At 66.0% G+C, this 26,009-nt stretch carries 23 protein-coding genes, 1 tRNA gene, 1 other RNA gene and 1 pseudogene; 19 read left to right on the top strand and 7 right to left on the bottom strand.

Features of this window, described 5'->3' with window-relative positions; translation table 11 throughout:
- Positions 1-343 precede the first annotated feature (343 nt).
- Positions 344-1,117 carry a Crp/Fnr family transcriptional regulator gene (locus HNO53_RS20095; protein ID WP_242597481.1) on the top strand — a complete coding sequence of 258 codons (774 nt, stop codon included), beginning with the start codon at positions 344-346 and terminating at the stop codon, positions 1,115-1,117.
- 59 nt (positions 1,118-1,176) lie between these two features.
- Here the strand turns inward: HNO53_RS20095 and ssrA are convergent.
- Together ssrA and smpB are read right to left on the bottom strand one after the other, a co-directional pair.
- Positions 1,177-1,556: a transfer-messenger RNA gene (gene ssrA / locus HNO53_RS20090) on the bottom strand.
- Positions 1,557-1,677: 121 nt separating this feature from the next.
- A complete protein-coding gene (gene smpB / locus HNO53_RS20085; protein ID WP_167119413.1) occupies positions 1,678-2,169 on the bottom strand; it encodes an SsrA-binding protein SmpB in 492 nt (163 codons plus the stop codon).
- Positions 2,170-2,298: 129 nt separating this feature from the next.
- On the opposite strand from smpB, the gene HNO53_RS20080 reads away from it, so the two are divergent.
- Both HNO53_RS20080 and HNO53_RS20075 read left to right on the top strand, forming a co-directional pair.
- On the top strand, positions 2,299-2,733 hold the full coding sequence (locus HNO53_RS20080; protein WP_209474639.1) for a type II toxin-antitoxin system RatA family toxin: 435 nt from the start codon (positions 2,299-2,301) through the stop codon (positions 2,731-2,733).
- Complete coding sequence (locus HNO53_RS20075) at positions 2,723-3,031, top strand: RnfH family protein (RefSeq protein ID WP_209474637.1); 309 nt, start codon at positions 2,723-2,725, stop codon at positions 3,029-3,031. Before HNO53_RS20080 ends, HNO53_RS20075 begins: the two co-directional genes overlap by 11 nt.
- Before the next feature lie 13 nt (positions 3,032-3,044).
- Here HNO53_RS20075 and HNO53_RS20070 read toward each other — a convergent pair whose 3' ends face one another.
- Positions 3,045-3,530, bottom strand: coding sequence for an outer membrane protein assembly factor BamE (locus tag HNO53_RS20070; RefSeq protein ID WP_209474635.1), 486 nt, complete (start codon positions 3,528-3,530; stop codon positions 3,045-3,047).
- Between the two features lie 72 nt (positions 3,531-3,602).
- Here HNO53_RS20070 and fur point away from each other — a divergent pair, with 72 nt between their 5' ends.
- Positions 3,603-4,049, top strand: a complete 447-nt coding sequence (fur, locus tag HNO53_RS20065) for a ferric iron uptake transcriptional regulator (protein ID WP_209474633.1) — start codon at positions 3,603-3,605, stop codon at positions 4,047-4,049.
- 90 nt (positions 4,050-4,139) lie between these two features.
- Here the strand turns inward: fur and recN are convergent, their stop codons facing one another.
- Entirely contained in the window at positions 4,140-5,816 is a 1,677-nt protein-coding gene (gene recN, locus HNO53_RS20060) for a DNA repair protein RecN (RefSeq protein WP_209474631.1), read from the bottom strand.
- Between the two features lie 221 nt (positions 5,817-6,037).
- Between recN and grpE the strand changes: the two genes are divergently transcribed.
- From grpE to HNO53_RS20035, 5 genes are all read left to right on the top strand, one after another.
- A complete protein-coding gene (gene grpE, locus HNO53_RS20055; protein ID WP_209474630.1) occupies positions 6,038-6,667 on the top strand; it encodes a nucleotide exchange factor GrpE in 630 nt (209 codons plus the stop codon).
- A gap of 120 nt (positions 6,668-6,787) precedes the next feature.
- A complete protein-coding gene (gene dnaK / locus HNO53_RS20050) occupies positions 6,788-8,719 on the top strand; it encodes a molecular chaperone DnaK (protein ID WP_209474628.1) in 1,932 nt (643 codons plus the stop codon).
- Between the two features lie 105 nt (positions 8,720-8,824).
- Positions 8,825-9,973 (top strand): molecular chaperone DnaJ, encoded by a 1,149-nt coding sequence (gene dnaJ, locus HNO53_RS20045; RefSeq protein WP_209474626.1) that lies wholly within the window; start codon positions 8,825-8,827, stop codon positions 9,971-9,973.
- A 181-nt stretch (positions 9,974-10,154) separates the two neighbouring features.
- Complete coding sequence (locus HNO53_RS20040) at positions 10,155-10,436, top strand: DUF2218 domain-containing protein (protein WP_209474624.1); 282 nt, start codon at positions 10,155-10,157, stop codon at positions 10,434-10,436.
- Positions 10,433-11,347, top strand: coding sequence for a DMT family transporter (locus tag HNO53_RS20035; protein ID WP_242597480.1), 915 nt, complete (start codon positions 10,433-10,435; stop codon positions 11,345-11,347). The genes HNO53_RS20040 and HNO53_RS20035 overlap by 4 nt, the downstream gene beginning before the upstream one ends.
- Here HNO53_RS20035 and HNO53_RS20030 read toward each other — a convergent pair.
- On the bottom strand, positions 11,344-13,317 hold the full coding sequence (locus HNO53_RS20030; protein ID WP_209474622.1) for an MBL fold metallo-hydrolase: 1,974 nt from the start codon (positions 13,315-13,317) through the stop codon (positions 11,344-11,346). The two genes, HNO53_RS20035 and HNO53_RS20030, sit on opposite strands and share 4 nt — an antisense overlap.
- 132 nt (positions 13,318-13,449) lie before the next feature.
- Here HNO53_RS20030 and dapB point away from each other — a divergent pair, with 132 nt between their 5' ends.
- The 3 genes and pseudogenes from dapB to HNO53_RS21705 form a co-directional block, all read left to right on the top strand.
- Positions 13,450-14,256 carry a 4-hydroxy-tetrahydrodipicolinate reductase gene (gene dapB / locus HNO53_RS20025; RefSeq protein WP_209474620.1) on the top strand — a complete coding sequence of 269 codons (807 nt, stop codon included), beginning with the start codon at positions 13,450-13,452 and terminating at the stop codon, positions 14,254-14,256.
- Positions 14,257-14,512: 256 nt separating this feature from the next.
- A complete protein-coding gene (gene carA / locus HNO53_RS20020; protein WP_209478731.1) occupies positions 14,513-15,658 on the top strand; it encodes a glutamine-hydrolyzing carbamoyl-phosphate synthase small subunit in 1,146 nt (381 codons plus the stop codon).
- 58 nt (positions 15,659-15,716) lie between these two features.
- A pseudogene (locus tag HNO53_RS21705) lies at positions 15,717-16,028 on the top strand (carbamoyl phosphate synthase preATP-grasp domain-containing protein); the annotation flags it as partial.
- 571 nt (positions 16,029-16,599) lie between these two features.
- On the opposite strand, the gene HNO53_RS20010 reads toward HNO53_RS21705, so the two are convergent.
- Positions 16,600-16,685: transfer RNA gene (locus HNO53_RS20010), tRNA-Pro, on the bottom strand.
- A 12-nt stretch (positions 16,686-16,697) separates the two neighbouring features.
- On the opposite strand from HNO53_RS20010, the gene carB reads away from it, so the two are divergent.
- Together carB and greA are read left to right on the top strand one after the other, a co-directional pair.
- A complete protein-coding gene (gene carB / locus HNO53_RS20005; RefSeq protein ID WP_209474616.1) occupies positions 16,698-18,947 on the top strand; it encodes a carbamoyl-phosphate synthase large subunit in 2,250 nt (749 codons plus the stop codon).
- Positions 18,944-19,420, top strand: coding sequence for a transcription elongation factor GreA (gene greA / locus HNO53_RS20000; protein WP_209474614.1), 477 nt, complete (start codon positions 18,944-18,946; stop codon positions 19,418-19,420). Before carB ends, greA begins: the two co-directional genes overlap by 4 nt.
- A 98-nt stretch (positions 19,421-19,518) precedes the next feature.
- Here the strand turns inward: greA and yhbY are convergent, their stop codons facing one another.
- Positions 19,519-19,845 (bottom strand): ribosome assembly RNA-binding protein YhbY, encoded by a 327-nt coding sequence (gene yhbY / locus HNO53_RS19995; protein WP_209474612.1) that lies wholly within the window; start codon positions 19,843-19,845, stop codon positions 19,519-19,521.
- Positions 19,846-20,009: 164 nt separating this feature from the next.
- On the opposite strand from yhbY, the gene rlmE reads away from it, so the two are divergent.
- From rlmE to tpiA, 5 genes are all read left to right on the top strand, one after another.
- On the top strand, positions 20,010-20,666 hold the full coding sequence (gene rlmE / locus HNO53_RS19990) for a 23S rRNA (uridine(2552)-2'-O)-methyltransferase RlmE (RefSeq protein ID WP_209474610.1): 657 nt from the start codon (positions 20,010-20,012) through the stop codon (positions 20,664-20,666).
- A gap of 215 nt (positions 20,667-20,881) precedes the next feature.
- Positions 20,882-22,891, top strand: coding sequence for an ATP-dependent zinc metalloprotease FtsH (ftsH, locus tag HNO53_RS19985; protein ID WP_209474608.1), 2,010 nt, complete (start codon positions 20,882-20,884; stop codon positions 22,889-22,891).
- A gap of 87 nt (positions 22,892-22,978) precedes the next feature.
- Positions 22,979-23,845, top strand: a complete 867-nt coding sequence (gene folP, locus HNO53_RS19980) for a dihydropteroate synthase (protein WP_476695653.1) — start codon at positions 22,979-22,981, stop codon at positions 23,843-23,845.
- A complete protein-coding gene (gene glmM, locus HNO53_RS19975; RefSeq protein ID WP_209474606.1) occupies positions 23,838-25,187 on the top strand; it encodes a phosphoglucosamine mutase in 1,350 nt (449 codons plus the stop codon). Before folP ends, glmM begins: the two co-directional genes overlap by 8 nt.
- Before the next feature lie 72 nt (positions 25,188-25,259).
- A complete protein-coding gene (gene tpiA / locus HNO53_RS19970; RefSeq protein WP_209474604.1) occupies positions 25,260-26,009 on the top strand; it encodes a triose-phosphate isomerase in 750 nt (249 codons plus the stop codon).

The raw sequence follows: 26,009 nt of genomic DNA, 5'->3' as shown, positions 1-26,009 counted from the left end.
TCAGATCGGGATGTGTATGGAAGCGTAGGGTCTTATCGGAGTTTCGGCCATCTCGTATGCCCGTGCCCGATGCCACCCCGGTCTCGCTCATGCTTGCGGGCTGATAATGGCCTCCAGGGAAGCCAGGGGCAAGTGATTTTGTCGTGACCTATTAGACCAAAGCAGGGGGGGTGGGGCGAAAGCAACCGAAAAGCGAGCGGGGGTGTGGTTTCGCTGCGGACCACCACGCCCTTTCCGGCGCTCGTTTATGCATTATCGAGCGTCGATAACCTGCGTTATGAAGCTCTATATAAGCTTGTGTTTTAGTATGTCGCAACCCAACCACAAGCCGGAGAGGCAACGTGTGACCCTACTCGACAGTGTAGTGATGCAGGGCCTGAGCCGACACACAGCGTTGACGGCGGAAGACAAGACCCTGTTGCTGAGCCTCGAGCTCAATCCAAGGCGCGTGTCGGCCGGGGAAGTGCTGTGGCAGGAGAGTGCGGACGTGGATCTGTTCTGCGTGATCAAGGAGGGCTGGGCATACTCCTACCGCAATCTTGGTAACGGATCGATGCAGATCCTCAAGGTCTACCTCCCTGGCGATATCATCGGCATGCGCGATTTCGGCTTCTCGCGCCGGCTGGCCGGTGTGGCGATGATCAACGACGGCCTCATCAGCCCGTTCACTCACCAGCAGCTTTTCGAGCTCTTCGGACGCTCGCCAGCCCTGGCCGTTGGTATCATCGCCTTGACCGTGCGCCAGCAGGCGATGCTCACCGAGCGGCTGGTCTACCTGGGCCGGTATGCCGCCCATGAGCGGCTGGCGCACTTCCTCTACGAGCTCTATCTGCGCCTCAAGCGGATCGGGGCGGTAGAAGAAAACGGCTTTCACATGCCGCTCTCCCAGGAGCAGGTCGGCGATGCGCTGGGGCTCAGCGCGGTGCACGTGAGCCGCACCTTTTCGATGCTGCGCGACGAAGGCTTGGTGATCCGCGACCGTCAGCACGTGGTCCTGCCCGATCCCGATGCCCTGGCGCGACTGGTCGAGTTCAACGACACCTATATCGACGAGGCCCTACCCGTTGCGTTCCAGAGTTTTGCCGGCATGCGTAGCACCTCCGCGCCCCAGGCCTGATCCGGCGGCCTTTGCAGAAACGAAAAAAGCACCCCTGGGGTGCTTTTTTCGTACTCGATTGGTGGAGGCGGCGGGGATCGAACCCGCGTCCGCCGGCACTCGCTCTTCGGCTCTACATGCTTAGGTCCGTTTTTTGGTTTAACGCATCTGGCTCCAACGGGCAGGATCCAGCTACGCGATTCCTCGAAGTTTTAGCGATTGACGAGAGGACGTCGCCAACCGCGATCCCATCAGTTTTAGCTCGTATCCCCTCCGCGATGAATGGGCACATCGCTTTGGGGCCGGACTAACCGCTAACAGCTTTTAAGCTGCCAGGGCGCCCTGAGCGTAGGTGTCGTCGTTTGCGACTATTTAGTCGTGATGTTGGATTTACGAGATACATCACGCTCTCGGCATGCACCTAGGAGGTTGTCACCGGCGTCGAAGCCATGTCGCCCCCGTAGCAGGCCCATCATATCAGCATGGGCACTTCTATGACACCTGCCGGATGGGTTGGTTCCACCGCTTCCCCGATTCTTGCTGTTTTCGGAGAACCACCCGGCGACAGGTGTTGTGACCGTTCAGGCCTTGGTGTGTTCCCGCATGATGCGGCCTTTCTGCCGCTGCCAGTCGCGATCCTTCTCCGTGGCGCGCTTGTCGTGCAGTTTCTTGCCCGTCACCAGGGCGAGTTCGCATTTCACCTTGTTGCCCTTCCAGTAGAGCTTGAGCGGCACGCAGGTATGTCCCTTCTCCTGCGAGCGCGAGAAGATCTTGGCGATCTCCTTGCGATGCAGCAGCAGTTTGCGCGTGCGCGAGGGATCGGCGATCTCGTGGGTGCTGGCGGTATTCAGCGGCGTGATGTGGCTGCCCAGCAGCCACGCCTCGCCATCCTTCACCAGGATGTAGGTGTCGGTGAGCTGGGCCTTGCCGGCACGCAGGCTCTTCACCTCCCAGCCGGCCAGTACCAGGCCGGCCTCGAAGGACTCGTCGATGTGGTACTCGAAGCGAGCCTTCTTGTTCTGGGCGATGACGCTACTACCGGGACCCTTGCCCTTGCCTTTCTTGTTGGCCATGGAACCTCGTGTCATGTACTTGCCTGGGGCAACGCCTCCTTCGATATGGGGGGAAGCGTGATACCATTCAAGGCGTGAAATAACCGCTCATGATACGCCCTGGGCACTGTGAAGTCAGCGGAGAGCTCAATGCCAATGGTCAATCGGTCCGCCCTGGTGCGGCACACCCCTCGGGACATGTTCGAACTGGTCAACGACTTCGAGCGCTACCCGGAGTTTCTGCCGGGCTGCCGGCGGGCGCGGCTGCTCGAGCGCGACGAGTCGCACCTGATCGGCGAAATGACCCTGGGCCGGGCGGGCCTCGAGCAGAGCTTTACCACCCGTAATGACCTCATCGAGCCCGAGCGCATCGAGATGTCGTTGGTCAGCGGGCCCTTCAAGCGCCTGCGTGGTCGCTGGCTGTTCCTGCCGATGGGCGAGGGGGCCTGCAAGGTGTGCCTGGAAATGGAGTTCGAGTTCGCCAATCGGCTGCTGGGCATGGCCTTCGGCAAGCTGTTCCAGCAAGTGGCCGGGCAACTGGTCGATGCCTTCACCCGCCGCGCCGACGAAATCTATGGCCGCTGAGGCGAAGCTGGAGGTGGAGGTCGCCTTCGCCCTGCCGGAGAGGCAGCGCATCGTCGCGCTCGAGGTGCCGCCGGGCACCACGGCGCGTCAGGCCGTGGCCTTGGCGCAACTGGGCAGGCTGTTCCCCGAGGTGCCGGCCGCGTTCTTCGCCGAGGCGGACCTGGGCATCTTCGGCAAGCGGCTGCGCGACCCCGACGACTACAGCCTGCGCGCCGGCGATCGGGTCGAGGTCTATCGCCCTCTCGAAATCGATCCCAAGGAGGCACGAGCCCGGCGCGCACAGCGAACCGGGCTCTAGCGCCGCGGCGGCGTCACATGTCCAGCGGTTCGGTAGAGGCCGGTTCGCCGCCACGCGGCAGGGTACCGCCGGCATCGGGGGCTCGCTCGGGCACGGCCTCCGGCTGGCTCCCGGGCAGCATGCCGGCGGGGTCGGCCCCCTCCGAGGCCGGGCCGAGTTCGTCCTGCCCGCGTAGCTCGATGTCCTCGGAGAAATCCCCCTCCTGCCGCACGTTGACCAGTCGGTCGCCGGCGAAGGTCAGCGTCACCCGACGCTGCTGGACGTCGCCGTAGGCTTCGTCGAGGCGGAACACGTAGTCCCACTGGTTGGCGTCGAAGGGCGCTTCCAGCAGCGGCCTGCCCAGCAGATCGACGACCTGGGTGCGGCTCAGGCCGGGCTGGAGCTGCTGGACCATGCCCTCGGTGATGTAGTTGCCCTGGGGAAGGTCGCGCTTGTAGACGCAGCCACCGGTAACGGTCAGGGCGATGACGAGCGGGAGGGTTTTGATCAGCTTTTGCATTTGTGTCCGTTCTTCACTATCGTGGATTCGGTCGATCATACCCGACCCTACCTGATACTGCGAAGAGCGAACATGGCCGACCAGAACCATGAACTGCGCAAGGCGGGCCTCAAGGTCACCTTGCCCCGAGTGAAGATCCTGCAGATCCTCGAGAATGCCACGGGCCAGCACCACCTGAGCGCCGAGGATGTCTACAAGACCCTGCTGGAAGCCGGGGAGGATGTCGGCCTGGCGACCGTCTATCGCGTGCTGACCCAGTTCGAGTCGGCAGGCTTGGTGATTCGCCACAACTTCGATGGCGGTCATGCCGTGTTCGAGATCTCCCAGGAGGAACACCACGACCATATGGTGTGCCTCGACAGCGGCGAGATCATAGAGTTCTTCGACGAGACCATCGAGCGCCGCCAGCAGGAGATCGCCGAGGAGCACGGCTTCGAGCTCGTCGATCATGCCCTGGTGCTCTACGTGCGTCCACGCGGCTCCAATGCCACGCGCCAGGAAGGCACGCCGCGCAAGTGACACGCGTGTGAATGTCGAATCCGCGCCATGGCGGCCCCGATCCTCGATCGGGGCCGCTTGCGTATGGGCGTGGAGCGGGTCCGAGCCAGCCTAGTGGGCGGCGCCCTGCTGACTGGCGTCCAGCATCTCGCGAGCGTGTGCCAGGGTGCGATCGGAGAGGTTGACGCCACCGAGCATGCGCGCCAGCTCACTGACCCGGCCGGCCTCGTCGAGCAGCGCCATGCGCGTCAAGGTGATGTCGCGCTTGGCCTGCTTCTCGATGTGCAGGTGGTGATGGGCCTGGGCTGCCACCTGCGGCAGGTGGGTCACTGTCATTACCTGGCCGTTATCGCCCAGCCGACGCAGCAGTTGGCCGACGATTTCGGCGGTGGCGCCGGAGATGCCCACGTCCACCTCGTCGAACACCAGGCTGGGAATCGTGGAGTGGCGGGCAGCGACCACCTGGATCGCCAGGCTGATGCGCGACAGTTCCCCGCCGGAAGCGACCTTGGCCAGGGGCCGTGGCGGCTGGCCGGGGTTGGCGCTGATCAAGAAGCGTACCTCCTCCATGCCGTCGGCCTGGGGGCTATGGCGGCCCTCGACCTCCACCTCGAAGCGCGCCTTGCCCATGGCCAGGAAGGCGAGCTGCTCCTGTACCGCCTTGCCGAATCTCCCCGCCGCCTGACGGCGAACCTCGCCCACCGTGCGTGCCCGCTCGCGCCAACTGTCGCGCAGGGCCTCCACTTCGGCGCGCAGTGCTTCCAGGTCGTGTTCACCGCCTTCGAGGCTCTCCAGCTCGGCCTGCAGGCGGCGGTGCAATGCGGGCAGCTCTTCGGGCATCACGTGATGCTTGCGTGCAATGCGGTGCACCTCGCCGAGGCGCGACTCCACCCAGGCCAGCCGTTCGGGGTCCAGCTCGGTGGCGTCGGCGAAACGCTGCAGCTCGCGCACGGCCTCTTCGATCTGGATTCGCGCCTCGCCGAGCATGGCGAGCACTTCCGCCAAGGCGCCGCGGTCGCTGCCGGGTAGCGGGTCGAGGTGATGAGTGGCCTGGTTGAGCAGTGTCAGCGCGCCGCCGTCGTCGCTGTCGCAGCATTCGGCGGCAAACTGCGCCTCGCGCAGCGTCTCCTCGGCGTGGGCGAGCTGCTCCTGCTCGTGCTCCAGAGTGGCAAGCTCGTCATCGCCCAGGGCCAGGGCATCGAGCTCCTCGACCTGATAGCGCAGCAGCTGGCGGCGCGCCTGCACTTCGTCGCCGCTCTCGGTCAGCTGCTTGAGGCGGCGGCGGGTCGTCTGCCAGCGACGGAAGGTCTCGCTGAGCTCGCTCACGGCGCTGCGGTTGCCGGCGAAGTCGTCGAGCAGGCGCAGGTGGGTCTCCTCGCGCAGCAGCAGCTGGTGGGCGTGCTGGCCGTGGATCTCGACCAGGTGCTCGCCGAGCGCCTTGAGGTCGGCCACGGTGGCCGGCTGGCCGTTGATCCACGCCTTGGAGCGCCCATTGGCGGTGACCACGCGGCGCAGCAGGCAGTCGTCGTCGGGCAGTTCGCGCTCCGCGAGCCAGCGGCGTGCGGCCGGCAGGGCGGCGATGTCGAAGCGTGCCGAGAGATCGGCGCGCTCGCAGCCGTGGCGTACGCTGCCGGCATCGGCACGTTCGCCCAGGCACAGCCCCAGGGCGCCGAGCAGGATCGATTTGCCGGCGCCGGTCTCGCCGGTAATGGCGGTCATGCCGCCGGCAAGCTCCAGGTCGAGCGTATCGACGATGGCGTAATCGCGAATGGCGAGCTGCGTCAGCATGAGACCTCCCGGCAACCGGCACAGAATGGCTGGATATCCATACAAGGTATTGCGTTTTTATACAGTAGTCGAGGCGGCCGCTCAATATCTCCATGGTGCTCGCGCTTCATTGTTCTCTTGAGATTGCCGGCAAGGCCCCCATATAGGCGGGCAGACTCGAGGCTTTCGCCCATTCGACACCGTTGCGGCCGTATGGCCGAACCACGCTTCAGGAGATGCGCATGGCTAAAGAACCCCAGACCCCGCTTGACGACGAGCTGGAACGGCGCGAGGAAGAGGCTCGGCCGGAGCCGGTGGAAGGCGAACTGGACGATGCGGTTGGCGTCGGGGAGGATGCCTCCGCCCCATCCGAGGAGCCGACGGCGGTGAGCGACAACCCCGAGGCCGACATGCTGGCCGCCCAGGTCGAAGAGCTGGAGCAGAGCCTGGTCGAGGCCAAGGACCAGGCGCTGCGTGCTGCCGCCGAGGCACAGAACGTGCGTCGCCGGGCTGAACAGGAGGCCGAGAAGGCGCGCAAGTTCGCCCTGGAGCGCTTCGTCAAGGAGCTGCTGCCGGTGGTCGACAGCCTGGAGAAGGCGCTCGAGGCCATGGGCGAGGACGCCAGCGAGGCGCACCGCGAGGGTGTGGCCATGACGCTGAAGATGCAGCAGGACGTGCTGGGCAAGTTCGGCGTCGAGATGCTCGATCCCGCCGGCGAGCCGTTCGACCCGCAGTATCACGAGGCGATGGCCATGGTGCCCAACCCCGAGCTCGAGCCCAACAGTGTGATGGAAGTGGTGCAGAAGGGCTACACGCTCAACGGGCGCCTGGTGCGTCCGGCCATGGTCGTCGTCAGTCAGGCGGCTGGCTGAGCCGAACATGAAAACGGGGGTGGGGCTTGAAAAGCGAGTTCACGCCCCCCAGATAGTCGTCAACCGCGGCAGACGCCGCTGAGATGGATTCAAGGCAAACGAATTTTTCGAGGATTTCCTATGGGACGCATCATCGGTATTGACCTGGGGACCACCAACTCCTGCGTGGCCGTGCTCGACGGCGACAGCGCCAAGGTGATCGAGAACGCCGAGGGCGCCCGCACCACGCCTTCCATCATCGCCTACACCGATGATGGCGAGATTCTGGTGGGGCAGGCGGCCAAGCGCCAGGCGGTCACCAATCCGCAGAACACCCTGTACGCTATCAAGCGCCTGATCGGTCGTCGCTACAAGGACGACGTGGTGCAGAAGGACATCAAGATGGTGCCCTACGGCATCACCGAGGCCGATAACGGCGACGCCTGGGTCGAGGTGAAGGGCAAGAAGCTCGCGCCGCCGCAGGTCAGCGCCGAAGTGCTGAAGAAGATGAAGAAGACCGCCGAGGACTACCTGGGCGAGACCGTCACCGAGGCGGTGATCACCGTGCCGGCCTACTTCAACGACTCCCAGCGTCAGGCGACCAAGGATGCCGGTCGCATCGCCGGGCTCGAGGTCAAGCGCATCATCAACGAGCCCACCGCGGCAGCGCTGGCCTACGGCATGGACAAGGCGCGTGGCGACAAGACCATCGCCGTGTACGACCTGGGTGGCGGCACCTTCGACATCTCCATCATCGAGGTGGCCGACGTCGACGGCGAGACCCAGTTCGAGGTGCTGGCCACCAACGGCGACACCTTCCTGGGTGGCGAAGACTTCGACATGAAGCTGATCAACTATTTGGTCGATCAGTTCAAGGCCGACAGCGGTATCGACCTCTCGGGTGACAACCTGGCCATGCAGCGTCTCAAGGAAGCCGCCGAGAAGGCCAAGATCGAGCTGTCCAGCGCCCAGCAGACCGATGTCAACCTGCCCTACATCACTGCCGACAACACCGGTCCCAAGCACCTCAACGTCAAGGTGACCCGGGCCAAGCTGGAGTCGCTGGTGGAAGACCTGGTGCAGCGCTCCATGGGGCCGTGCAAGACCGCGCTGGCCGACGCCGGCCTGTCGGCCAACGAGATCGACGACGTGATCCTGGTCGGCGGCCAGACCCGCATGCCGCTGGTGCAGAAGAAGGTCGCCGACTTCTTCGGCAAGGAGGCGCGCAAGGACGTCAACCCGGACGAGGCCGTGGCCGTAGGCGCGGCGATCCAGGGCGGCGTGCTGGGCGGCGACGTTAAGGACGTGCTGCTGCTCGACGTCACCCCGCTGACCCTGGGCATAGAGACCCTGGGCGGCGTGATGACCCCGCTGATCGAGAAGAACACCACCATCCCGACCAAGAAGACCCAGACCTTCTCGACCGCGGATGACAACCAGACCGCCGTGACCATTCACGTGCTGCAGGGCGAGCGCAAGCAGGCCGGCCAGAACAAGTCGCTGGGCCGCTTCGACCTGGCCGACATTCCGCCGGCACCGCGCGGCGTGCCGCAGATCGAGGTTGCCTTCGATCTCGACGCCAACGGCATCCTCAACGTCTCGGCCAAGGACAAGGCCACCGGCAAGGAGCAGTCGATCGTCATCAAGGCCTCCAGCGGCCTCAGCGATGAAGAGATCGAGCAAATGGTACGCGACGCCGAGGCCCATGCCGACGAGGACAAGAAGTTCGAGGAGCTGGTTCAGCTGCGCAACCAGGCCGACGGCATGGTCCACGCTGCGCGCAAGACCGTGCAGGAAGCCGGCGAGCACGCCACCGACGAGGAGAAGCAGGCCATCGAGACGGCGGCCTCCGAGCTCGAGGAAGCGCTCAAGGGCGACGACAAGGACGACATCCAGGCCAAGCTGGACAAGCTGACCGAAGCCTCCGGCAACCTGGCGCAGAAGATGTATGCCGCCCAGGCCGAGGCCGCCCAGCAGGGCGGTGGCGAAGGTCAGGAAGCCGGCGCCAAGCCGGAAGAGGACGTGGTCGACGCGGAGTACGAAGAAGTCAACGACGACCAGAAGAAGCAGTAATCGCCAAGGCGATGCCACGGACGACGGTAGCGCGGGGGGACGACTCCCGCGTTGCCGTTTCCGCGGATCGGGCAGAACTGCCTAGACCAGGAGGCGCATGGACCCATGTCCAAACGCGATTATTACGAAGTGCTCGGCGTCGAACGCGGTGCCGACACCAAGGACATCAAGAAGGCCTACCGACGGCTGGCACAGAAGTACCACCCGGACCGCAACCCGGACGATGATACGGCGGCCGAGCGCTTCCGCGAGGTCTCCGAGGCCTACGAGATTCTCTCCGACAGCGAGAAGCGCGCCGCCTACGACCAGTTCGGCCACGCCGGCGTAGACGGCCAGGCCGGTGGCTTCGGCGGTGGCGGCTTCGGCGGCGCCGGTGCTGGCGGCTTCAGCGACATCTTCGGCGACGTGTTCGGCGATATCTTCGGCGGTGGCGGCGCCCGGCGCAGCCCGCACGCGCCGCAGCGCGGCAGCGATCTTCGCTACAACCTCGAGCTCGACCTCGAGAGCGCCGTTGCCGGTACCACCGTCGACATTCGCGTGCCGCGCCACGTGGAGTGCGACCGCTGCGACGGCCAGGGTGCCGAGCCGGGCTCCACCAAGGAGACCTGCCCCACCTGTAACGGCCACGGCCAGGTGCGCATGCAGCAGGGCTTCTTCGCCGTGCAGCAGACCTGCCCCACCTGTCACGGCAGCGGCGTGCACATCAAGGTGCCGTGCCACAAGTGTCACGGCGAAGGCCGCATGCGCGAGACTCGCACCCTGTCGGTGAAGATCCCGGCCGGGGTGGACAGCGGCGATCGCATTCGCTTGAACGGCGAGGGCGAGTCCGGCATCAACGGCGGCCCGCCCGGCGATCTCTACGTCCAGGTGGCGATCAAGCCGCACCACATCTTCCAGCGCGACGGCAAGCACCTGCAGTGTGAGGTGCCGATCAACTTCGTCGACGCTGCGCTGGGCGGCGAACTCGAGGTGCCGACGCTGGACGGCCGGGTCAAGCTCAAGATCCCGCCCGAGACCCAGACCGGCAAGCTGTTCCGCCTGCGCGGCAAGGGCGTCAAGCCGGTACGCGGCGGCCCGCCGGGCGACCTGCTGTGCAAGGTCGTCATCGAGACCCCGGTCAACCTCAACGAGGACCAGAAGGAGCTGCTGCGCCAGCTGCAGGAAAGCCTCGACGGCAGCAACAGTCGCCACTCGCCGAAGAAGACCAGCTTCTTCGACGGCGTGAAGAAGTTCTTCGAGGACATGAAGCCGTAGTCTCCCTTGCACCTCGTTGGCCCCCGTTGCTCTTGGCATCGGGGGTTTCTGCTTTATGGCAGAGGAGCATTGACCTGCCGGCTCGAACCTTCCGTTTCGTTTGACGCTGTGCCGCGGGTCTGGCGCTGACCCGCTCCGGCGTCTTAGTCTGTTAACTTCAATGCGAAGGGAGATCGTTGTTATGCCGATGTCGCGGGCCGAGATCGCTACCGAATCCGGGGCGAGGTTGATGAACCGGCTGTGCAAGCACTGGGCGCACAAGCTGGAGGTGGAGCAGGGCGAGGAGGAGAGTCGCGTGGCGTTCGAGGACGGCTCCTGCGTGATGCGCGTCGAGCCGGGCAAGCTGCTGGTCGCCATCGAGGCGTTGGACGAGGAGGTGCTCGACCAGCTCGAAGGCGTGGTGGACGCTCACCTGCAGCGCATGGCGGGCGACGAGGAGCTGGCCATCGTCTGGGAAAATTGAGCGCGCCATCTGCGCCGCGCCTCGCCCATCTGGGCATGCTGCTGTGGGCGTTGCTGGTGGGGCTGTCGTTTCCCGCGGTGGGACTGATGAGCGAGCTGCCTCCGCTGTCGCTCACCGCGCTGCGCTTCGCCATCGCCTGTGCCGGGCTGTGGTGGCTGGCGCGGCGCTCGGCCGACTTCCTTCCGCCTTGGCGGGTGGTGCCGCTCTATACGCTGATGGGGCTGTGCCTGGCCGGCTTCTTCGGCGCCATGTTCTGGGCCGCCCACCACGCTACCGCGCTCTCCATGGCCACCCTCTACGTCACCGTGCCGCTGCTGGCCTACCTGCTGGGGCTCGGCTTTCGCGTCGAGCGGCCGGGTTGGCAGCTGCCGGCCATCCTCGCCCTGGGCGCGGCGGGCGCCCTGGGGCTCGCCGTTGCCGAGGCGAAAAGCCACGGTGAAGGCATGCAGCTGGGCATCGGTGAGGCGGTGTTCTTCCTCGGCTGCGTGTCGTCGGCGCTCTATCCGGTGCTGAGCAAGTGGGGGCTGGCGCGGGAGTGGCTGCCCGGCTCCGCGGCGGTGCGCACTTTCTGGAGCCTGGGCCTGGGCGGGCTCGCCATCGGCCTGCTGGGGCTTGCCATCGAGCCCGCCGGCCGGCTCGCTGCCATGCGCTGGCAGGACCTGGCCCTGGTGATCTATCTCGGGCTCTTCTCCAGCGCGCTCACCTTCTGGCTGATGCAGCGTGCCACCTCCGTGCTCACGCCTGGCGCCGTGACCGCCTACGGCTACATGGTGCCGTTCGTCTCGATGCTGCTGCTGTTCGCCTCCGCACCCGAGCAGATCGGTTGGCACTGGCTGCCGGGCAGTGCGCTGGTGCTCGCCGCCATCGGCCTATTGCTGCGTCAGAATGGCGAGAACGCCCACGCAGGTTAATTCAGCTCGTCGGCATGTGGTTCGCTGCCCGGTGTAGTGGCCAGCCGCGGAAAGTGCCGGCGAATTTCCTCGTAGAGTTCCTGCACATCCTCCACGTGGCGGCGCGAGAAGTGAAACGGCACCAGCTGACCGACCCTGGCCGCGGTGGCAATCTCGCCGCAGGCGCGGGCGGTCAGGTGGCCGGTACGCCGGGCTTGTTCGACCTGGTCCTCGCGGAACGAAGCTTCGCAGAACAGCACCTCGGTGCCCTGGGCCAGCGAGCACAGGCGCTCGCGGTTCTCGGGGGTGTCGCCGAAGTCGGTGGCGTAGACCAGGCGCTGGCCCGGCTGCGAGAACAGCAGGCGCTGCGCCAGCTCGGCGACCAAGCGGCGGCTGCCGTCGGGCAGGTCGACACATGTGTCGCTGTTTCCTGCCAGCGCGTACTGCTTGAGCTCGCCGAGCCAGGGCCCCGGTGCCCAGCCGTGGGCCTCCAGCGCCTCCTTTCGCACCTTGAGCTGGGTTTCCGGCTCATAGGCGAAGGCCAGTACCGGGGTGCCGTGGTCCAGGGTGGCCGCTCTCACGCGAAAGTCGGGCTCGGCATGGATGACACCGGCTTCCACCTCGCGCGGGGAGAGCGCCTTCATCGGCTGGCCTGCCACCAGGCGGTAATGTGCCAGGCGCTCGCCGTGCAGCTCGAAGACTTCGAAGCGGGGCGCTTTCTCCTCCACCCGATCCCACAGGATGCCGCGCAGAAAGCCATCCAGATGGCCGGCGAGCCCGGGTGGGCCGTAGATCCGGCAGGCCGAATAGTCGCCGATGCGCGAGCGCAGCAGCCATAGGAAGCCGCCGATGTGGTCGACGTGGGCATGGCTGATGAAGACGTCGCTGATCTGATGGGCCAGCCGCGCCGGCAGCCGGCCGGGGTCGCCCAGGTCGAACAGCAGGCTGCGCTTGTGGTGACGCAAGCGCAGGTGCAGCAGCGGATCGCCGAACACGCCGTTGACCAGGGTGGCGCGCACGTTACCCAGGCGCAGCGTTGGGCGCGGGCCGGTGAGATGCTCCTCCAGTGCCAGGGTGAGCGCCGGCTCTTCTTCTTCGCGTAGAGAAGATGCCCTGGGCGGTGGGGCATGTGCTGCGGTGCCGAGGCCGCCCTCATGACGACGAACGGCATCGCGTATCACCAGCCGGCGGGGCGTGGCAGTCAGCGCGGGCGCCAGCAGTCGCAGTATGTCGCCCTCCAGCGCCAGCACCTCGCCCAGCGCCAGGCTGTTGCCGGTGTCGTCGAGCAGCCCGACCTGGCGCCCCTGCCAGCTGTGGGCGGTATCGCGCGGTGGCGGTGTGCCGAGGATGGCCAGCGTTGCCAGGGACAGCTCTTGCTCCTCCGCCTTCGCCAGGTAGGCATCCCACGCCGCGGTGCGCCACTCTTTACGCTGTTGCTTGCCGGGATGCCGGGCCGCGGGGTCGGTCGGCAGGTGCAACGTGGCGAGACCCAGTGCGGTGCGCTCATGGAGATACGGATCGGGCTGGTGGGCCGACGCCAGGCGCACCACGGCGTCGACTCCGGCGGCGCCGGCCAGGGCCGGCAGCAGCTCGGCACCCCCGATGCCGCGCTCCACGCCGGGAGCGTCGACCAGCAGCGCGCCGGGGCCGGCTCGTGCGGCCAGGCGGCGAACCGCCTCGACCAAGGGCAGGCGGAAGCGGGCGCTGTCGAGGGTGGCGAGCGCCTCGAAGGCCTCCAGGTGCCAGTTGCCCAGGCGCTTGTCCCAGCGCCCCAGGCATACGGCGCCGGGCGGGCCGAAGCCGGGCAAGCCAGGATCGGCTGCCAGGCAGTGACACACCTCGCCGCGATCGGCCAGGTGGGCGGCTACCTGGCGCGCGAAGGTGGTCTTGCCGCTGCCGGGCGGGCCGGTGAGCAGAACGCGGGAGTGGCGTTGCAACAGGTCGAGCAGGGCGGCTGCATGGGTGGTGTCGGGCGGCATCGGCTCAGGCATGGCGTTCCTTGTGCGGGGTCGTCATGTCCAGTGTGGGCGATTCCGCCATCGCTGCCCAAGCGCTCGGCCAGCCCGGTCGATGCTCTGATATACTGCCTCGATCCCCACTCGTCAGATTTTGCAGGAGTCCGCATGACCCGTATCGCCATCGTCGGTGTCGCCGGCCGCATGGGCCGCACCCTGGTCAACGCCGTGCAGCAGGATGCCGGGGCCACCCTGGCCGGCGGCATCGTCGAGCCGGGCAGCTCGCTGGCCGGGGCCGATATCGGCGAGCTGGCGGGTCTCGGCAAGCTGGGCGTCGCCGCGGTGGATTCGCTCGACGCCATCGTCGACGACTTCGACGTGCTGATCGACTTCACCGCGCCGCGGGTGACCCTGGCCAACCTGGCCTTCTGTGCGGCACACGGCAAGCGCATGGTGATCGGCACCACCGGCCTTGCCGACGACGAGCTGGCCGAACTCGACGGCTACCGCGAGCGGCTGCCCTTCGTTTTCGCCCCCAACATGAGCGTGGGGGTGAACCTGACCCTCAAGCTGCTCGAGACCGCGGCCCGGGCGCTGGGCGACGAGGGCTACGACATCGAGGTGATCGAGGCTCACCATCGTCACAAGGTCGATTCGCCTTCCGGCACCGCGCTGAAGATGGGCGAGGTGGTGGCCGAGTCGCTGGGGCGCACGCTCAAGGAGCATGGCGTGTTCGAACGCGTCGGCCAGTGCGGCCCGCGGGATCCCAAGGAGATCGGCTTCGCCACGGTGCGTGCCGGCGACATCGTCGGCGAGCATACGGTGATGTTCGCCACCGAGGGTGAGCGCATCGAGATCACCCACAAGGCCTCGAGCCGCATGACCTTCGCCAAGGGCGCGGTGCGGGCGGCGCGCTGGGTCGCTGACCAGAGCAATGGGCGCTATGGCATGCAGGACGTGCTGGGCCTGGACTAAAGGGGTGGTCGAGTGGAGGAGAATCCTGTAACATCTCCAAAATTTTGGCCGGGCGCCTGAAATACAGCAGTCCATCTGCGCGCTTGTTGCGTGGCCAGCCCCGAGCAAACAGAGACAACAAGCGGGATGAAACCGGTTCCTATCGGCTTCGTCCCGCTTTTTTACGAGCCGAATCTGTCGCCTGACGATAGCCGCCGAGCCTGCGCCCCTCAGGCTCGCCTCAGCATGGGAGGACCTTGTCTTGAACAGCCCCGCATTGAACAGACCCGCGATATTGGCCCTGGAAGACGGCAGTGTGTTTCATGGCACCGCCATCGGCGCCGATGGGCAGACCAGCGGCGAGGTGGTGTTCAATACGGCCATGACCGGCTATCAGGAGATCCTCACCGATCTTTCCTACACCCGACAGATCGTGACCCTTACCTACCCGCATATCGGCAACACCGGCGTCAACGCCGAGGACGTCGAATCGGGCTCGATCGCCGCCGCCGGCCTGGTGATCCGCGACCTGCCGCTGATTGCCAGCAACTTCCGCTCCGAGCAGTCGCTCTCCGACTACCTCAAGAGCCAGAACGTGCTCGGCATCGCCGATATCGACACCCGCCGCCTCACCCGCATCCTGCGCGACAAGGGCGCCCAGAACGGCGCGATCCTGGCCGGCGCCGAGGCCGAGGGCGACGATGCCGTCGAGCGCGCCCTGGCGGCAGCGCGCGACTTCCCGGGGCTCAAGGGCATGGACCTGGCCAAGGAGGTCTCGTGTCGCGAGGCCTACGAATGGAACGAAGGCGAGTGGGTGCTGGGCCAGGGCAACGTCGATGCCAGCGGCAGCGAGCGCCCCTTCCACGTGGTGGTCTACGACTACGGCGTGAAGTACAACATCCTGCGCATGCTGGCTTCGCGCGGCTGCCGCCTCAGCGTGGTACCGGCCCAGACCCCGGCCGCCGAGGTGCTGGCCAAGAACCCGGACGGCATTCTGCTGGCCAACGGCCCCGGCGACCCCGAGCCCTGCGACTACGCCATCGCCGCGATTCGTGAAATCCTCGAGACGAATGTGCCGGTGTTCGGCATCTGCCTGGGCCACCAGCTACTGGCGCTCGCCGCCGGTGCCAGGACGGTGAAGATGAACCACGGCCACCACGGCGCCAACCACCCGGTACAGGATCTCGACAGCGGCCACGTGATGATCACCAGCCAGAACCACGGCTTCGCCGTCGACGAGGCGAGCCTGCCGGGCAACGTACGGGCCATTCACCGCTCGCTGTTCGACGGCACGCTGCAGGGCATCGAGCTGACCGACCGTCCGGCCTTCAGCTTCCAGGGCCACCCGGAAGCGAGCCCCGGACCGCGCGACGTGTCGCCGCTGTTCGACCGCTTCGTGACGATGATGCGCGAGCGCCGCTGAGCGGCGCCGTCCTCGTCTTAATCGCCTGATTTCAACGAATCCAGCCGCGGGAACCGACATGCCCAAGCGTACCGACCTCAACAGCATCCTGATCATTGGCGCCGGCCCCATCGTCATCGGCCAGGCGTGCGAATTCGACTACTCCGGCGCCCAGGCCTGCAAGGCGCTGCGTGAGGAGGGCTTCCGGGTCATCCTGGTGAACTCCAACCCGGCCACCATCATGACCGACCCGGCGATGGCCGACGCCACCTATATCGAACCGATCACCTGGCAAGCGGTGGAGAAGATCATCGAGGCCGAGCGCCCCGACGCCATCCTGCCCACCATGGGCGGCCAGACCGCGCTCAACTGCGCCCTCGACCTCGACAAACACGGCGTACTCGAGAAGTACGGCGTGGAGATGATCGGTGCCAACGCCGACGCCATCAACAAGGCCGAGGACCGCGACCTGTTCGACCAGGCCATGAAGCGCATCGGCCTGGAGTGCCCCAAGGCCGAGGTCGCCCACACCATGGAGGAGGCCTGGCGCATCCAGGAATCGCTGGGCTTCCCGGTGATCATTCGTCCCTCCTACACCATGGGCGGCTCCGGCGGTGGCGTGGCCTACAACAAGGAGGAGTTCGAGGAGATCTGCACCCGCGGCTTCGAGCTCTCCAACAACCACGAGCTGCTGATCGACGAGTCGTTGCTGGGCTGGAAGGAGTACGAGATGGAGGTCGTTCGCGACAAGAACGACAACTGCATCATCGTCTGCTCGATCGAGAACTTCGATCCCATGGGCGTGCACACCGGCGACTCCATCACCGTGGCCCCGGCACAGACGCTGACCGACAAGGAATACCAGATCATGCGCGACGCCTCGCTGGCGGTGCTGCGCGAGATCGGCGTCGAGACCGGTGGCTCCAACGTGCAGTTCGGCGTCGACCCTGACACCGGACGCATGGTGGTGATCGAGATGAACCCGCGGGTGTCGCGCAGCTCGGCGCTGGCTTCCAAGGCCACCGGCTTCCCGATCGCCAAGATCGCCGCCAAGCTGGCGGTGGGCTACACCCTGGACGAGCTCTCCAACGACATTACCGGCGGGCGCACCCCGGCCTCGTTCGAGCCGTCGATCGACTACGTGGTCACCAAGATCCCGCGCTTCACCTTCGAGAAGTTCCCCCAGGCCAACGATCGACTGACTACCCAGATGAAGTCGGTGGGCGAGGTAATGGCCATCGGGCGCACCTTCCAGGAGTCGCTGCAGAAGGCGCTGCGCGGGCTCGAGACCGGCAACGACGGCCTCGACCCCAAGTTTGCCGAATTCAGCGACGACGCCATGGCGCATATCAAGGGCGAGCTGCAGGCCGCCGGCGCCGAGCGCATCTTCTACGTCGCCGATGCCATGCGTGCCGGCATGAGCGTGGATGAGGTCTTCGCCCTGACCAAGATCGACCCCTGGTTCCTTGTTCAGCTGGAGGACCTGGTGCGCATCGAGCGGGACGTGGCCAAGCGCTCTCTCTCCGAGCTCTCGCCGCAGGAGCTGTTCGGCCTCAAGCGCAAGGGCTTCTCCGACGCGCGTCTGGCCAAGCTGCTCGGCGTTTCCGAGAAGGAGCTCCGCAAGACACGCCAGAAAGCCGGCATCCGTCCGGTCTACAAGCGGGTCGACACCTGTGCCGCCGAGTTCGCCTCGGACACCGCCTACATGTACTCCACCTACGAGGAGGAGTGCGAGGCCGAGGTCTCCGAGCGCCAGAAGATCATGGTGCTGGGTGGCGGGCCCAACCGTATCGGCCAGGGCATCGAGTTCGACTACTGCTGCGTGCATGCCGCCTTCGCCATGCGCGACGACGGCTATGAGACCATCATGGTCAACTGCAACCCCGAGACCGTCTCTACCGACTACGACACGTCAGACCGTCTCTATTTCGAGCCGGTCACACTGGAGGACGTGCTCGAGATCGCCGACAAGGAGCAGCCGGTCGGCGTGATCGTGCAGTTCGGCGGCCAGACCCCGCTCAAGCTGGCCCGTGAGCTCGAGGCCGCCGGCGTGCCGATCATCGGCACCACCCCGGACGCCATCGACCGCGCCGAGGACCGCGAGCGCTTCCAGCAGATGATCGACAAGCTCGGCCTCAAGCAGCCGCCCAACGCCACCGCGCGCAGCTTCGACGAAGCCTTCGTCAAGGCCGAGGCGATCGGCTACCCGCTGGTGGTGCGTCCAAGCTACGTGCTTGGCGGTCGCGCCATGGAGATCGTCTACTCAGCCGACGAGCTGGAGAACTACATGACCCACGCGGTCAAGGTCTCCAACGATTCGCCGGTACTGCTCGACCACTTCCTCAACGCTGCCATCGAGATCGACATCGACGCCGTCTCCGACGGCCACGAGGTGGTTATCGGCGGCATCATGCAGCACATCGAGCAGGCCGGCGTGCACTCCGGCGACTCCGCCTGCGCGCTGCCGCCCTACTCGCTGCCCGCCGAGGTGCAGGACGAGATGCGCGAGCAGGTCAAGCGCATGGCCGTCGAACTCGGCGTGGTGGGCCTGATGAACGTGCAGCTGGCGTGGCAGGACGGCGAAATCTACGTCATCGAGGTCAACCCGCGCGCCTCGCGTACCGCGCCCTTCGTCTCCAAGTGCATCGGCACCTCGCTGGCCCAGGTCGCCGCGCGCTGCATGGCCGGCAAGAGCCTGGCCGAGCAGGGCTTTACCCGCGAGATCGTGCCGCACTTCTACAGCGTCAAGGAGGCGGTATTCCCGTTCAACAAGTTCCCCGGCGTCGACCCGATCCTGTCGCCTGAGATGAAGTCCACCGGCGAGGTGATGGGCTCGGGCGAGACCTTTGCCGAGGCCTTCTACAAGGCGCAGTTGGGTGCCGGCGAGGCGATTCCGAGGCTCGAAGGCGAGCGCAAGGCGTTCCTCTCGGTGCGCGATCCGGACAAGGCGGGTGTTATCGAGGTGGCGCGTTCTCTGCTAGGCTTGGGGTTCACCCTGTGCGCGACCCGGGGTACCGCAGCCGCCCTCGACGCTGCCGGCCTCGAGGTCGAGGTCGTCAACAAGGTTTACGAAGGCCGTCCGCACATCGTCGATCTGCTCAAGAACGACGACATCGCTTATATCGTCAATACCACCGAGGGTCGCCAGGCGATCAACGATTCCTCGGTGATCCGTCGTACCGCGCTGGCCCGCAAGGTGCCCTATGCCACCACCCTGGCAGGGGCAAGCGCCGTTTGCATGGCGCTGGAATATGGCAATGCGATTACGGTACGGCGGCTACAGGAACTGCATGCAGGAGCCACACAATGAACAAGGTCCCGATGACCGTTGCCGGCGAGGCGCGCCTGCGCAAGGAGCTCGAGGAACTCAAGAGCGAGGCACGCCCCAAGGTGATCGCGGCGATCGCCGAGGCCCGTGAGCACGGCGATCTCAAGGAGAACGCCGAGTATCACGCGGCGCGCGAGCAGCAGGGCTTCATCGAGGGGCGGATCCAGGAGATCGAGAGCAAGCTCTCCAATGCCCAGGTGATCGACGTGCACAAGCTACCCCGGACCGGCAAGGTGATCTTCGGCGTCACCGTCGAGCTGATCAATCTCGGCAACGACGAAGAGGTCTCCTACCAGATCGTTGGCGAGGACGAGGCCGACATCAAGGCCGGCAAGATCTCCGTCACCTCGCCCATCGCCCGTGCCCTGATCGGCAAGGAAGAGGGCGATGTGGTGGTGGTCAGCACGCCGGGCGGCGAGGTCGAGTACGAGATATCCAGCGTCGAGCACCGCTGAGCGACGAGCAATGAGCCAGCAAAAAGCCCGCGACAGTTTGTCGCGGGCTTTTTGCTGAGTGGCTCGCGGCTCGCGGCTCGCCGCTGGCGCGCCAGCCCCTAGTGCCGGCCGTGATGGTTCTCGAAGCGCTTGACGTTGGACAGCTTGGGGTTGGCCTGGGGGTTCTTGCGGTAGAGCAGCGCCATCTTGCCGATGGTCTGCACGCGCTCTGCACCGCTCGCTGTGAGCAGCTCCTCGAGCATGGCGGCGCGGTCGTCGCGTTCGGCCAAGGCCAGCTTCACCTTGATCAGCTCATGATCGGCAAGCGCGCGGTCGAGCTCGGCCAGCACGCCCTCGGAGACGCCGTTCTCCGACACCGTGACCACGGGGTTCAGGTGGTGGCCGATACTGCGGAATGCTTTCTTTTGTGCCTGTGACAAGCTCATGGTATCTTGCGTCTTCCCGGTTGCGCGTAACCTGACATGGTACGGTGAAACGCGTGCCGGCGAAAGCATGGCGAGACCCGAGTCCGGTCTCGACCAGCTCCGCGTCATACCGAACCGGGCCGGCGTGCCTGTGCAGCGTTCGGCATCTTCAGTCAAGGTGATCTGTGGCTCGATCCACTTCCTCGTCCCGCGGTGGCAAACAGGCTGCCAGCAAGAGTTCGGCTTCCTGGCTCAAGGAGCACTTCGACGACCGCTTCGTGCAGCAGAGCTGGCAGGACGGCTATCGCAGCCGTGCCAGCTACAAGCTGCTCGCGCTCGACGAGAAAGATCGTCTGTTCAAGCCCGGCATGAGTGTGATCGACCTGGGGGCGGCTCCGGGCGGCTGGAGCCAGGTGGCGGCGGATCGCGTGGGTCCCGAGGGGCTGGTGATCGCCTCCGATATTCTTGAGATGGATGCCCTGGCCGGCGTCGAGTTCATTCAGGGCGACTTCACCGAGGAGGTCGTGCTCGAGGCGATCCTCGCGGCCCTCGATGAACGTCCAGTGGACCTTGTGATGTCCGACATGGCCCCCAATATGAGTGGCATGAGCGCTATCGACCAGCCCCAGGCCATGTACCTGGTGGAACTCGCCCTCGACCTGGCGCGCCAGACGCTGCGCCCCGGTGGTCGCTTCCTGGCCAAAGTGTTCCAGGGCGAAGGTTTCGATGCCTACCTGAAGGAGCTGCGCGGCAGCTTCAACAAGGTGGTGACGCGCAAGCCGGAGGCCTCCCGCGCCCGCTCGCGCGAGGTCTACCTGCTGGCGGAAGGATTTCGCGGCTGAGCCAGCAAGCTGACTCGGCGCTTCCCGACCGGCCGCGGCCGGTCGATAGAGACAGACTAACAACGCCATGACCGGACAGCGCGGCCCAACTGTGTCACAGTGTGGGCATGAAGGCCGGGTGGAACACGCCCTGCCCGCCTGTGGTCATACTGTGGTCCCTTGTGGTCACAGGGCTAGGCGTTACGGCGAGAGATGCTTGCAATGAGGGTGGTCCCTTGAACGATATGGCGAAGAACCTGATCCTGTGGTTGGTCATCGCAGCGGTGCTGCTGACGGTGTTCAACAACTTCACTGTCGATGGCACACCGCAGACGATGAACTATTCGCAGTTCGTCCAGCAGGTGCAGAACCAGCAGATCCGCAGCGTAACCATTGACGGTTACACCATCACCGGCGAGCGTGCCGACGGGTCGCAGTTCCAGACCATCCGGCCGGCGGCGGAAGATCCCAAGCTGATGGACGACCTGCTCGCCAACAACGTCACGGTGGTGGGCAAGGAGCCGCAGCAGCAGAGCCTGTGGACGCGGCTGCTGATCGCCAGCTTCCCGATCCTGCTGATACTCGCCATCTTCATGTTCTTCATGCGTCAGATGCAGGGGGGCGCCGGCGGCAAGGGCGGCCCGATGAGTTTCGGCAAGTCCAAGGCCAAGCTGCTCTCCCAGGACCAGATCAAGACCACCTTTGCCGACGTCGCCGGCTGTGACGAGGCCAAGGAGGAGGTCGAGGAGCTGGTCGATTTCCTGCGCGATCCCTCCAAGTTCCAGCGCCTGGGGGGGACCATTCCCCGTGGCGTGCTGATGGTGGGGCCGCCGGGCACCGGCAAGACGCTGCTGGCGAAATCCATCGCCGGCGAGGCCAAGGTGCCGTTCTTCTCGATTTCCGGCTCCGACTTCGTCGAGATGTTCGTCGGCGTCGGCGCCTCGCGCGTGCGTGACATGTTCGAGCAGGCCAAGAAGCAGGCGCCGTGCATCATCTTCATCGACGAGATCGACGCCGTGGGCCGTTCGCGCGGTGCCGGCATGGGCGGCGGCAATGACGAGCGCGAGCAGACGCTGAACCAGTTGCTGGTGGAGATGGACGGCTTCGAGGCCAACGAGGGCATCATCGTCATCGCCGCCACCAACCGTCCTGACGTGCTCGACCCGGCGCTGCTGCGCCCGGGTCGCTTCGACCGCCAGGTGGTGGTGCCGTTGCCCGATATCCGCGGCCGCGAGCACATCCTCAACGTCCACTTGCGCAAGGTGCCGCTGGCCGACGACGTCAAGCCGTCGCTGATCGCCCGCGGTACCCCGGGCTTCTCCGGCGCCGACCTGGCCAATCTGGTCAACGAGGCGGCCCTGTTCGCCGCGCGGCGCAACAAGCGGCTGGTGGGCATGGAGGAGCTGGACCTGGCCAAGGACAAGATCATGATGGGCGCCGAGCGCCGTTCCATGGTCATGACCGACAAGGAGAAGCTCAACACCGCCTACCACGAGTCGGGCCACGCCATCATCGGCCTGGTGATGCCGGAGCACGACCCGGTCTACAAGGTCACCATCATTCCGCGCGGCCGGGCGCTGGGTGTGACCATGTTCCTCCCCGAGCAGGATCGCTACAGCCTGTCGCGCCAGCAGATCATCAGTCAGATCTGCTCGCTGTTCGGCGGTCGCATCGCCGAGGAGATGACGCTGGGACCGAACGGCGTCACTACCGGCGCCTCAAACGACATCAAGCGCGCCACGGAGCTGGCCCACAACATGGTCGCCAAGTGGGGCCTGTCCGAGGAGATGGGGCCGATCATGTACGACGAGGACGAGTCGCACCAGTTCCTCGGTGGTCCGGGGCAGGGTGGCAGCAAGCTGAAGTCCGGCGAGACCACAACCCGGCTCGACAAGGAAGTGCGCAAGATCATCGATGAGTGCTATGCCAAGGCAAAGCAGATCCTCGAAGAGAATCGCGACAAGCTCGATGCCATGGCCGAGGCACTGATGCAGTACGAGACCATCGATGCCGACCAGCTGCGCGATATCATGGAGGGCCGCAAGCCGCGTCCGCCCAAGGATTGGGATGATGGCGACTCCGGTTCCGGTGCCCCCATCGGCAGTGAGACTGAGTCCTCTCGCGAGGAGGAGTCCGCCCAGGAGCCGACCGATGGCACCGGCAATGGCGATCACGGTGACGAGGAAGAAGACGGGGAGCCTCGCCGTCGTCCCTCCGACCCGCTGGGTGGCCCCGCCGGGTCGTGACGAAGCCCCGACAAGAAGCCAGGCGCCCCGATGGGGCGCCTTTGCTGTGGAGTCCCGAGCCCGGGCCTGCGTCACAGGATTCATGACATGACAGACAACCCCGCACCGACCTGGCTGCCGTGTGGACGGCACCGCCTCGATCTCTCTTATCCCCGCGTCATGGGCATTCTCAATGTCACGCCCGACTCCTTCTCCGACGGTGGCCGCCATGTGGCCGTCGACGACGCCCTGCGCCACGCTGAGCGTATGCTGGCCGAGGGGGCGGCGATCATCGATGTGGGCGGCGAGTCGACCCGCCCCGGCTCGCAGCCGGTTTCCACCCAGGAGGAGTTGGACCGAGTGGCGCCGGTGGTCGAGCGTCTGGTGTGTGAGCTCGACGCCCTGGTCTCGGTGGACACCAGCAACCCCGACGTGATGCGCCAGGTCGCGGTGCTGGGCGCCGGCATGATCAACGACGTACGCGCTCTGCAGCGGGAAGGTGCGCTGGAGGCGGCGTTGGGAACGGGGCTGCCGGTGTGCCTGATGCACATGCAGGGCGAGCCACGGGACATGCAGCAGGCGCCCCGCTATGATGAGCCCATCGAGGACGCCGTGCATCGCTTCCTGGCTGACCGGGTGGCGGTCTGCGAGGCTGCCGGCCTGCGCCGTGAGCGCCTGCTGCTCGACCCAGGTTTCGGCTTCGGCAAGACCGTCGAGCATAATTTGCGCCTGCTTCATCGCATGGAACGCCTGGCCGAGCTCGAGCTGCCGCTGCTCGTCGGCATGTCGCGCAAGAGTCTGATCGGCAAGGTGCTTGGCCGCCCGGTGGAGGAGCGCCTGCCCGGTGGGCTGGCGCTGGCGTCGCTGGCCGTCGAGCGCGGTGCGCGTATTTTGCGCGTTCATGACGTTGGCCCGGTCATGGATGCGGTGAACATGACCTGGGCCGTGCTAAGGGAAGGCTGCGAGCATGACTAGAAAATACTTCGGTACGGATGGCATTCGCGGAACGGTCGGGGAGTACCCCATCACACCGGACTTCATGCTCAAGCTGGGCTGGGCCATGGGTCGGGTCCTGGCGCGGGAGTCGGGGCGCGCCCGGGTGCTGATCGGCAAGGACACACGCATCTCGGGCTACATGTTCGAATCGGCCCTCGAGGCGGGGCTCTCCGCTGCCGGTGTCGACGTGGCGCTGCTCGGCCCGATGCCCACGCCGGGCATCGCCTATCTCACGCGAACCTTCCGCGCCGATGCCGGCATCGTCATCTCGGCCTCGCACAATCCCTTTGCCGACAACGGCATCAAGTTCTTCTCTACCGAGGGCACCAAGCTTGCGGATGCGCTCGAGGAGCGCATCGAGGCGGTGCTCGACGAGCCGCTGACCACGGTGGCGGCGGGCAAGCTGGGCAAGGCAATGCGTATCGACGACGCCGCCGGCCGCTACATCGAGTTCTGCAAGTCGACGATCCCCAACCGGGTCAGCCTGCATGGGCTGCGCATGGTACTCGACTGCGCGCATGGCGCCACCTACCACATCGCGCCCAGCGTCTTCCGTGAGCTGGGCGCCGAGGTCAGCCTGGTGGGGGCCAGTCCCGACGGGCTCAATATCAATCGCGAGGTGGGGTCGACTTCTCCTGCGACGCTGCGTGCCGCGGTGATCCAGCAGGGCGCCGACCTGGGGATCGCCTTCGACGGCGACGGCGACCGCGTGCTGATGGTCGATGCCGACGGGCGCGAAGTCGATGGAGACGACATCCTCTACCTGATCGCCCGCGACCGGCACGAGCGCGGTCAGCTGGTGGGCGGCGTGGTCGGCACCCTGATGACCAATTTCGGCCTGGCCATGGCGCTCGAGCAGATGGACATCCCCTTCGAGCGCGTCAAGGTCGGCGACCGCTATGTGGTCGAGCGGTTGCTGGAGAACGGCTGGCAGCTCGGCGGTGAATCCTCCGGCCATATCGTTTGTGCCGATGTGCAGAGTACCGGCGACGGCATCGTCTCGGCCCTGCAGGTGCTGGCGCTCATGGTCAGCGAGGGCAAGCCGCTGAAGGCGCTGCTTGCCGGTCTCGAAAAGGTGCCCCAAGTGCTGGTCAACGTGCGCCTGACGCCGGGCAGCGATGCCTCGGTGCTGATGGCGAGCCCGGCGGTCCAGGACGCGGTGGCGGCCGTGGAGGCGGAGCTCGGCGACGAGGGTCGCGTGCTGCTGCGCCCGTCCGGCACCGAGCCGCTGATTCGCGTCATGGTCGAAGGGCGGGCGCACCTCGACGTCGAAGGCCTGGCGGGGCGCCTGGCCGACCAGGTCAAGGGAGAACTGGGTTGACAGCCGCGACAGCTGTTGTCTTGACTTGACGCCTCCTATACCATTTCGCTCCACTTTGAAAGAGGACGCTGCATGCGAACGCCGCTGATCGCCGGGAACTGGAAGATGAACGGTTCGGCCGTGCTGGTCGAAGAGTTCGGTCGCGCCTTTGCCGAGGCGAGGCTTCCGGCATCGCTGGACGTGGTCGTCCTGCCGCCCTTTCCCTATCTGGATGCGGCACGGCGCGCCTTCGAGGGTACCTCGCTGCGCCTGGGCGCGCAGACACTCAATCCGCTGCATTCCGGTGCCCGCACCGGCGAGGTGAGCGGGCGCATGCTCAAGGAGTTCGGCGTCGAGTACGCCCTGGCGGGGCATTCGGAGCGACGCCAGCTCTATCGTGAGGACGACGAGGCCGTGTACGATCGGCTGCTGGCGGCATTGAACGCCGACATCACGCCGATTCTGTGTGTGGGCGAAACCCTCGAAGAGCGTGATGCGGGCAAGACCCTGGAGGTCGTGCTGCGCCAGGTGGGTTACGTGATGGCGCGCCTCGAGCCGGATCAGCGCGCGCGGGTGGTCATCGCCTACGAGCCGGTGTGGGCCATCGGGACCGGGCGAACCGCGACGCCGCAGCAGGCCCAGGAGGTCATGGCCGCCATTCGCGAGTACCAAGGCGGCTTCGATCGTGACCTCGCGGCAGGCCTGCGCCTGCTGTACGGCGGCAGCATGAACGCCGGCAACGCGGCTGAGCTGTTGGCTCAGCCCGACATCGACGGAGGCCTGGTGGGCGGTGCTTCGCTCAAGGTCGACGATTTCCTAGCCATTTGTCAGTCAGCAGGTTGA

This window comes from Billgrantia antri (assembly GCF_017868935.1).
GTDB classification, from domain to species: domain Bacteria; phylum Pseudomonadota; class Gammaproteobacteria; order Pseudomonadales; family Halomonadaceae; genus Halomonas; species Halomonas antri.
The sequence above is the reverse complement of the archived record's forward strand: the minus strand, read 5'-3'. Positions and strand labels throughout refer to the sequence as shown.

Bases quoted from the DNA above. Each gene is read 5' to 3' on its own strand.
- HNO53_RS20040 (WP_209474624.1), top strand. From the start codon at position 10,155: ATGCCGATGTCGCGGGCCGAGATCGCTACCGAATCCGGGGCGAGGTTG.
- dnaK (WP_209474628.1), top strand. From the start codon at position 6,788: ATGGGACGCATCATCGGTATTGACCTGGGGACCACCAACTCCTGCGTG.
- tpiA (WP_209474604.1), top strand. From the start codon at position 25,260: ATGCGAACGCCGCTGATCGCCGGGAACTGGAAGATGAACGGTTCGGCC.
- dnaJ (WP_209474626.1), top strand. From the start codon at position 8,825: ATGTCCAAACGCGATTATTACGAAGTGCTCGGCGTCGAACGCGGTGCC.
- glmM (WP_209474606.1), top strand. From the start codon at position 23,838: ATGACTAGAAAATACTTCGGTACGGATGGCATTCGCGGAACGGTCGGG.
- fur (WP_209474633.1), top strand. From the start codon at position 3,603: ATGGCCGACCAGAACCATGAACTGCGCAAGGCGGGCCTCAAGGTCACC.
- yhbY (WP_209474612.1), bottom strand. From the start codon at position 19,845: ATGAGCTTGTCACAGGCACAAAAGAAAGCATTCCGCAGTATCGGCCAC.
- grpE (WP_209474630.1), top strand. From the start codon at position 6,038: ATGGCTAAAGAACCCCAGACCCCGCTTGACGACGAGCTGGAACGGCGC.
- HNO53_RS20070 (WP_209474635.1), bottom strand. From the start codon at position 3,530: ATGCAAAAGCTGATCAAAACCCTCCCGCTCGTCATCGCCCTGACCGTT.
- HNO53_RS20075 (WP_209474637.1), top strand. From the start codon at position 2,723: ATGGCCGCTGAGGCGAAGCTGGAGGTGGAGGTCGCCTTCGCCCTGCCG.
- smpB (WP_167119413.1), bottom strand. From the start codon at position 2,169: ATGGCCAACAAGAAAGGCAAGGGCAAGGGTCCCGGTAGTAGCGTCATC.
- recN (WP_209474631.1), bottom strand. From the start codon at position 5,816: ATGCTGACGCAGCTCGCCATTCGCGATTACGCCATCGTCGATACGCTC.
- greA (WP_209474614.1), top strand. From the start codon at position 18,944: ATGAACAAGGTCCCGATGACCGTTGCCGGCGAGGCGCGCCTGCGCAAG.
- folP (WP_476695653.1), top strand. From the start codon at position 22,979: ATGACAGACAACCCCGCACCGACCTGGCTGCCGTGTGGACGGCACCGC.
- HNO53_RS20080 (WP_209474639.1), top strand. From the start codon at position 2,299: ATGCCAATGGTCAATCGGTCCGCCCTGGTGCGGCACACCCCTCGGGAC.
- HNO53_RS20030 (WP_209474622.1), bottom strand. From the start codon at position 13,317: ATGCCTGAGCCGATGCCGCCCGACACCACCCATGCAGCCGCCCTGCTC.
- dapB (WP_209474620.1), top strand. From the start codon at position 13,450: ATGACCCGTATCGCCATCGTCGGTGTCGCCGGCCGCATGGGCCGCACC.